The following is a 6,163-nucleotide window of genomic DNA, read 5'->3' as shown; positions in this document are numbered from 1 at the left end:
GTCATGCCCCCGCCCCCGCGCGCGCAAGGCGGCGGATGCCCGGGAAGACAGGAGAGATGCTCCTTTCCGCCAGGCGCCGGGACCGAGGTACGGGCCCCCGGAAGGCATCCGCGCGTCGCGCCATCGACACCGCGCCGCGGGTGCTTCCGCGGGGAAGGGGAGGCTGACCACTCGGTGACGCGCGGGCTGTGGAGCACGTCACGCTTGCCGGAGCGTGCTGACGTCTCAGAGACAGCCTCGCGGGTTTCCACGTGCCGGGCGCTTGGTTCAGCGCCGCGCGACCCTACCGTGGCGCCGCATGAACGTGATGCGCTGGTTGAGTCTCGAGGAGATGTTGTCGGGTCTGGATACGCCGGTGGGTTGCACGGCCGAGCAGCTCTCGCGAGACGACATCCCCCGGCTCACCACGCTGCTGTCCACCTGGTACCCTGACATCCGCGTGGGCACGGAGAGCCGTCACCTGGACCCGTCCTTCTACGAGCGCGAGGTCTACCTGCGCGGCGAGTCACCCGAGCGGCCGCTGTACGCCATCGTGTGTCGCGAGCAGAAAAGCGGGGACATCATCGGCCTGCTGACGCTGGAGCGCAACGTGCGAGGGCTCCAGCTCTCCGCGGCGCTGGGCGTCGTGGAGCCTTCGCGCCGAGGGGTGGGCATCGGCTCGCTGGGCACCTCGGCGCTGGAGGTGGTGGGGCGCAACATCGGCGCGGAGGTGGTGCTCTACTACTCCACGCTGAAGACGCCGCTGGGGCAGCGCAACGCCGAGGACCGCGGCTACACGCTGGTGGGGCTGGTGCCCGCCTTCGACGTGGACGCCATCGCCCCGGGCATGGTGAAGCGCGTCTACGAGGCGCTCTACGCGAAGGTGCTCGTGGCGCAGGAGCACGTCCACGTGCCCGCGTGGGAGATGCTCACGCCCCCGACGCGGGCGCTCTTCACGCACCTGTTCGGACCCCATCCCGCTCAGAGCGCTGTCGCTCCCGAGGTCCGGGAGCAGCGCCATGGTTGAGGTGCGGCGGTTCGAGGGGGACGCCCAGGACGCGTCCGTCTTCGTCAACCGCGTCTGGGGCGAGTACTACGCGGCCCAGGGGCCGCTGACGGACTTCCAGCCGCGCCTGCTCGACTGGGTGCTCTTCGGCAATCCGCTCGCCACGCCCGAGTACCGGCTGGGCGCATACGTGCGCGGGAAGCTGGCCGGGGTCTTCTTCGCGGAGCCCATCCGACTGCGGCTCGGGGAGCGGGATGTAGAGGGGGCGTACGGGAGCTGGTTCAGCGCGGACCCTTCCTTCCGGGGTGAGCGCGTGGGCCAGCAGCTGGTGGTCGCCATGACTGAGCGGCTGCGCGAACGGGGCGCGGCGCTCCTGCTGGGGTGTCTGGCGGATGGCTCGGCTGGGGAGCGCTTCTGGAAGAAGATGGAGGGCACCCGGACTTTCAGCTCCCTGGGGTTGTGGCTGCACGTCTTCGACCTGGCGGCCGTGGCCCGCTGGGCGTCCTCGGGCCCCGAGCGGGCCCTCTTCACCCTGGCGAGCCGCTGGCCCCGCGCGCGTCCCGTGGACGTGGACGCCCATGACGTCCGCCCCTATCGCCCGACGGACCTGCCTGCGTGCATGGCGCTGGTGGACCGGTCGATGGAGCCGGTGAGCCTGGGGTACGCCTATACGCCGGACCGGTTGGCGCACCAGCTCCAGTATCGCGATGTGCCGCGCACCCTGGTGCTGGAGCGGCACGGCATGGTGCGAGGCCTGGTCAACTACTACACGCTCCCCATGAATGCCCGGGGGCCGCTGACCATCGCCATGGTGGACCTGGTGGCGTTCCACGCGTCGGTGCCGCGCCCCGAGCGCAAGCGGCTGTTGCGCGTGGCCATGCGGGACATGGTGTCGCAAGGCGCCCAGTGCGCCGCGATGCTCCGCGGCCCCTGGGTCTCCACCCGGCTGATGCTCGCGTCCGGGTGGGTCCCATGGCCAGGAGGCATGCGCGCGGTCTGCTTGATGCCTTCGCCGGACGTGGCCTGGCCCGCCTCGCCCCGCGTCTTCACGCACCTGCGCTGACATTCCCCGCGGGAGCGTCTCCTCGCACGGGTGGCCCGCTCGGCGGCGGTAGAATCTACCGTCGCCTGGGGCCTCGGGGGGCTCGACAAGGAACTGGGAGAAGGCGCCCGGCGCGCTATGGTTCATGGAGAGCTGGGACTGTCGCCCCGAGGAGCCATGAACTTCGTCTTCATCTCTCCGCACTTCCCGTCCCACTTCTTCCACTTCGTCACCGCGCTGCGCGAGCGGGGCGTGACGGTGCTGGGCATCGGTGACGCGCCCTACGAGTCCCTGCGCCAGGAGCTGCGCGACTCGCTGCGCGAGTACTACTTCGTCCCCAGCCTGCACGACGAGGACGCGCTCACCCGGGCGGCGGGCTACCTCACCTGGCGCCACGGGCGGCTGGAGCGCATCGACTCGCTCAACGAATCCTGGCTGGAGGTGGAGGCGCGCCTGCGCGAGGACTTCCACGTCCCCGGCCTCCAGCCCGGGGACATCCACCGCATGCGCTCGAAGTCGGGCATGGCACAGGTGTTCCAGCAGGCGGGCGTGCCCCATCCGGACCTCATCCGCGTGCGTGACGCGGCGCAGGTGAAGGAGTTCGCCGCGCGCGTGGGCTACCCGCTGGTGCTCAAGCCCGACGTGGGCGTGGGCGCCGCCAACACCTTCAAGGTCGCGAGCGACGCGGACGTGGACGCGGCCCTGGCCCACCCGCTGCCCACGACCTACGTCGCGCAGCCCTTCGTGCGCGGCACCATCGTCACCTACGACGGCATCGTGGACCGCCACGGCGTCATCGTCTTCACGCTCAGCCACGAGTACAGCGACGGCGGCATGGAGACGGTGGTCGAGCGGCGCGACATCTCCTTCTGGAGTCACCTGGAGATTCCCCCCGCGCTGGACGTGCTCGGCCGTCAGGTGGTGGCGGCCTTCGGCCTGCGCGAGCGCTGGTTCCACCTGGAGTTCTTCCGGCTGCCCGACGGCCGCTTCGTGGTGCTGGAGGCCAACCTGCGGCCTCCCGGCGGCTTCATCCCGGACATGATGAACTACACGTGCGACATCGACGTGTACCGGCTCTGGGCGCGGGTGATGACGGGGGACCCGGTGGCGGACTTCCGCTACACGCCGCGCTACCACGTGTGTCACAGCGCCAGGCGCCACGGCCGGCGCTACCTGCACTCGCACGACGAGGTGGTGAAGAAGCTGGGGCCCGCGCTCCTGCTGCACCGCGAGCTGCCGCCCATCTACCACAGCCTCCTGGGCGAGGAGATGTACCTGTCCCGGCACACCGACCTGGACGCGATGCGGGACGCGGTGCGCTTCATCCAGGCCACGAAGAAGTAGCGCGGCGTCTCAGCGCTCCTTCCACGTGAGCAGGTACGTGGTGTGGCCCTCCTCCACGGACAGCGTCGTCACCGTGGGGGACTCCGCGCCGCCCACGCGCAGCATGTTCTCGAAGAGGGACTCCGCGTAGCCCGGGGTGTCGAGCACGGAGTTCATCCGCATCTCGAACTCGGTGGGGCTTTTCTCCACCAGCTGCACCTCGGTGTAGTTGTCCGTGGCGCGCAGCGTCTGGGGCAGCCGCAGCACCAGCCGCCGGGGACCGAGCAGCCGCATGACGCCGAACACCGCGCGGCCGATGAACGTGCGTCCGTAGCCCTCCACGTGTGCGGCGGCGAGCTGGCGGAAGCCCTCCTCCAGCGTGAGGCCGGGCCAGGTCTCCTCCACGATGACGCGCAGGCAGCGGCTCCACATCACCACCGGGTAGGTGGGCAGCAGCGGCTTGTCGACGTCGACGCCGGCCTGCTTGAGGCGCTGTCGCAGCCGGAGCGAGAGGCGGCCGGAGAGCCCGTGCTGCAGCAGGCCCTCCACGACCTGCGAGTAGACGATGCGCTGCTCGAGGGGGACGGAGGTGCCGGACTTCACGCCAGCAGCCAGCGCATCGCCAGGGGCAGCCGACGCTGCCAGTCCCGCTCGTGGTGTTCACCGCCCGGCTCCAGCACCAGCGACACCTCGTGGTCCGCGTAGCCCAGCGTCTTGAGGTGCTCGTAGAAGGCGCGCGTGCCGCGGCCGTAGTCGAGCGGGACGCCGTCGGCGTGGATGAACTCCTGCTCCCCCGCGTCCAGGTAGATGCGCGTCCAGCGGCGCGGGTGGGTGCCCCACTCGGAGAACAGCCGGCTGTTGCTCCACATGACGGTGGGCGACAGCGCGCCGATGCGGCCGAAGATGTTCGGGTAGCGCGAGCCCAGGTACAGCGACATCAGCCCGCCGAGCGACGAGCCCATGGCGCCCGTCCACTCGGCGCCCTCGCGGGTGCGGTAGTGCTGGTCGACCAGGGGCTTCAAGTGTTCGGCGAGGAAGCGCGCGTAGGACTCGCCCCGCGCCTTCACCCGGCCCGTGGTGTCGTCCCAGGGGGAGTACTCCTGGAGCCGCCCCTGGCCCGAGTCCACCGCGACGATGATCCACGGCTCCAGGTGGCCCGAGTCCACCGCCTGTTCGAGCGCGAGGTTGGCGCACCAGGTGTCGAAGAGCGCGGACTCCGGATGGGCGAAGACGTTCTGCCCGTCGTGCATGTACAGCACGGGGAAGCGATGCCAGGGCATCGAGTCGTACGCGTCCGGCGTGTAGATGCGCACGGTGCGGGAGAAGCCCTCCTGGGGGGAGGGAAGGTCTCGGACGATGTGGACGTGGCCCATGTGGATGCGGCCGACAGCATACATGGATGGGCCCCCGGCGCCCGCTCCCGTGCGGCCAGGGGTTCTGGGGCGTACACCCGAGGGGTCATCCGCCTGACAGGCCGGCTGGCCCTGGGAGTGCAGCCCCCACGGGGACCTGGGGCCGTCGGTGCTTCCTGTCATACTGGGAAGGCAGCGGCCGCCCCCCTCCGGAGTCTCCCTTGTTGGAACTGAACCGACTGCACCTGTCCGCGTTGCTGATGTTGACCGAGGCCGACCTGGAGCGCGCGAGGGCGGCGCTGGATGGCAGTGACGAGGCGCGGCTGCGCTATGCGGCGGCGCTGGCTCGCGCGGTGGCGGCCCGGTCCGTCATGGAGGAGCTGCTGCTGGTGGACTCGCGGCATCAGGTCCTCGCCTGAGGCCTCGCGGGGTGTCCGGAGGCTGGACGCTCAATCCCAGGTCCGGATGCGGGAAGCATGGGGCACCACTGTAGGGAAGCGTGGTCTGTGGCGTGCAGTGCCAGCGCCGCGTGCATCGGTTCCTGGGGTGGTGGGGGTGGTTGTGGCTGTGGGGGATGTCGTCGGCCTGGGCGGCCCCGTACGAGGTGGAGCCCGACGTCGACGGTGAGCTGGAGCTGTTCGGGCTCATGGAAGAGGGGACGCTCTCCGCGGAGAGCTGGGCGGCGCTGGTGGCGCTGCGCCGGGCGGGCGTCGAGCCGGAGCGGGCGACGCGGGACATGCTCCATTCGCTTCCGGGGCTCACGTACGCGCAGGTGGATGCGTGGATGCGTGCGCGTGACGCCGGTGAAGCGTCGGCGCTCCTGACGGAGGCGGAGGCGCGGCGGGTCGCGCCGTTCCTGGTGGGGGCGGACTCGGAGCGCGTGACGGGGGACGCGAGGTTGCTGACGGCGTTCGCGCTGTCGGACTCGCGAGGGCCTCCGGTGGCGCTGCGGATGCGGGCCGGGGGGCTTCGGGGGCTGCGCGTCGGAGTGCTCGCGGTGTGGGCGCGTCGCAAGGTGGGGACGCCTCGGCGGGATGCCCGGAGTCGGGCGCTCGTGGTGGAAGCGCCGGGCTCGGCGGTGTTGCTGCCCAAGTTCCATGCGCGGTGGATGGGGACGCGGGCCTCGGTGCTGGTGGGCACGTATCGGCTGGGGTTCGGTCAGCGGCTCACGCTGGACACCACGGCGCTGCCCTCGCCGGAGGGTGTGCTTCCGGATGATGGCGTGCGTCCACCAGGCGCGCTCGAGCGGGAGTGCCTGCTGACGTCCTCGGCGTGTGACGAGGACGAGCGCGGGGCCGACATCACCCCGGACTTCCGCTGGGACGAGGCCTTTCGCGGAGTCGCGGGGAGCGTGCGTGGGGTGTTGGGGGGCGGCGTGGCGCTGACGCTCACGGGCTTCGGCTCGTATCAGGGGCGCTCGGTGCGGCGCTCGGAGGTGTTGGACAGGGGCGGGTGTTCCTC

6 protein-coding genes and 1 pseudogene are annotated in these 6,163 nt (G+C 71.0%); 5 read left to right on the top strand and 2 right to left on the bottom strand.

Features of this window, described 5'->3' with window-relative positions:
- Positions 1-298: 298 nt before the first annotated feature.
- The 3 genes from FL311_RS40220 (at position 299) to FL311_RS40210 (ending at position 3,371) form a co-directional block, all read left to right on the top strand.
- Positions 299-1,006 (top strand): hypothetical protein, encoded by a 708-nt coding sequence (locus FL311_RS40220; RefSeq protein WP_228557407.1) that lies wholly within the window; start codon positions 299-301, stop codon positions 1,004-1,006.
- Complete coding sequence (locus FL311_RS40215; RefSeq protein WP_141332932.1) at positions 999-2,048, top strand: GNAT family N-acetyltransferase; 1,050 nt, start codon at positions 999-1,001, stop codon at positions 2,046-2,048. The genes FL311_RS40220 and FL311_RS40215 overlap by 8 nt, the downstream gene beginning before the upstream one ends.
- Before the next feature lie 156 nt (positions 2,049-2,204).
- Positions 2,205-3,371, top strand: a complete 1,167-nt coding sequence (locus tag FL311_RS40210; protein ID WP_141332931.1) for an acetyl-CoA carboxylase biotin carboxylase subunit family protein — start codon at positions 2,205-2,207, stop codon at positions 3,369-3,371.
- 9 nt (positions 3,372-3,380) lie between these two features.
- Here the strand turns inward: FL311_RS40210 and FL311_RS40205 are convergent, their stop codons facing one another.
- On the bottom strand, positions 3,381-3,953 hold the full coding sequence (locus tag FL311_RS40205; protein WP_141332930.1) for a TIGR02265 family protein: 573 nt from the start codon (positions 3,951-3,953) through the stop codon (positions 3,381-3,383).
- On the bottom strand, positions 3,950-4,723 hold the full coding sequence (locus FL311_RS40200; protein ID WP_141332934.1) for an alpha/beta hydrolase: 774 nt from the start codon (positions 4,721-4,723) through the stop codon (positions 3,950-3,952). Before FL311_RS40200 ends, FL311_RS40205 begins: the two co-directional genes overlap by 4 nt.
- Positions 4,724-4,923: 200 nt before the next feature.
- Between FL311_RS40200 and FL311_RS40195 the strand changes: the two genes are divergently transcribed.
- Both FL311_RS40195 and FL311_RS40190 read left to right on the top strand, forming a co-directional pair.
- A complete protein-coding gene (locus FL311_RS40195) occupies positions 4,924-5,121 on the top strand; it encodes a hypothetical protein (RefSeq protein WP_223749839.1) in 198 nt (65 codons plus the stop codon).
- 155 nt (positions 5,122-5,276) lie between these two features.
- Positions 5,277-6,163: pseudogene (locus tag FL311_RS40190) on the top strand (hypothetical protein); the annotation flags it as partial.

The organism is Myxococcus sp. AB025B (assembly GCF_006518215.1).
GTDB classification, from domain to species: domain Bacteria; phylum Myxococcota; class Myxococcia; order Myxococcales; family Myxococcaceae; genus Myxococcus; species Myxococcus fulvus.
The sequence above is the reverse complement of the archived record's forward strand: the minus strand, read 5'-3'. Positions and strand labels throughout refer to the sequence as shown.

Bases quoted from the DNA above. Each gene is read 5' to 3' on its own strand.
- FL311_RS40220 (WP_228557407.1), top strand. From the start codon at position 299: ATGAACGTGATGCGCTGGTTGAGTCTCGAGGAGATGTTGTCGGGTCTG.
- FL311_RS40215 (WP_141332932.1), top strand. From the start codon at position 999: ATGGTTGAGGTGCGGCGGTTCGAGGGGGACGCCCAGGACGCGTCCGTC.
- FL311_RS40210 (WP_141332931.1), top strand. From the start codon at position 2,205: ATGAACTTCGTCTTCATCTCTCCGCACTTCCCGTCCCACTTCTTCCAC.
- FL311_RS40200 (WP_141332934.1), bottom strand. From the start codon at position 4,723: ATGGGCCACGTCCACATCGTCCGAGACCTTCCCTCCCCCCAGGAGGGC.